The following is a 954-nucleotide window of genomic DNA, read 5'->3' on the forward strand; positions in this document are numbered from 1 at the left end:
TTTTTGGTCAAAAATTATCTTGTCATAGTCGAGACCAATGACAGTCTCTCAAAGAAATATCTACAAAACCTCAATCAAAATGACACAAAATATTACAATGCTATTAACAAATCTCCGCCAATAGAATTTACAGATGACATAATACTGAAAAAGAAAGAGTACTTTAGAGAGAAGAGAAAACAAGTAAGTTAATCAAATTAAAAGAAAGAGCTTTCGCACAATAATTTCGTTTGGTTAAGGTGAAGTGGAATTTTACATTGATCGTTTATTATACCAATAAAAATGATCAAGCAGTAGTGAAACTTCAAGCTAACGCAAGTAAAACTCACTCACACAGACGCACGACGTCGTAACAGGGCAACTCGACACGGATTCTCGCCGGGTGACAGTCGGGGTCGCCGCGCCAAGAAAACGACTTAATAAATTTCACACAATAAGTAGTAGCCTGGGATTATATTTCAGTAAAATAAATTTGTTTTTGTGTTATAAGTTTATTTAAAAAAGGATTTAAAAAGACTCTTCATCGAGAGTGACAACCTTTACATTTCAACTAACAGTAAATAGTTATTCAGAAACGCGTCGAGTTTCGCAACTGCAAAAGCCTTTGCAGTGTGTTAGGAAAAATACTAATAAAATTTAACGCCTAATCTAGACGTAACACTGAACAAATTTTCCTAGCACCATTGTTTCGAAAAACGAAAACGAAAAAGAAAAATTATCCCAACCAAGTTTTGTTGCTTCTCGATTCATCATCATCATCATCATATCAGCCCACATCTACCCACTGCTGAGTATAGGCCTCTTCTTTTTCTCGCCATCTGCGCCGGTCCTGTGCCTCCCGCGTCCACTGTTTGCCAACAATGATCGATCTGCATTATTGGGTTGACTTTCAGTGTTTTGCGTAATAAACTTGCATAGAGTTTATTATGTCACTAACAATTATGGCGAGAAAAA

The 954-nt window shown here is 36.3% G+C and carries 1 protein-coding gene; it reads left to right on the plus strand.

All coding sequences use genetic code 11. The features are described from left to right. Window positions 1-192, plus strand: a 192-nt coding sequence (locus tag ACJ5GX_RS07080) for a hypothetical protein (RefSeq protein ID WP_495292848.1), incomplete at its 5' end; no start/stop codon positions are given. Window positions 193-954: the final 762 nt, after the last annotated feature.

Source organism: Wolbachia endosymbiont of Tuta absoluta, assembly GCF_059414725.1.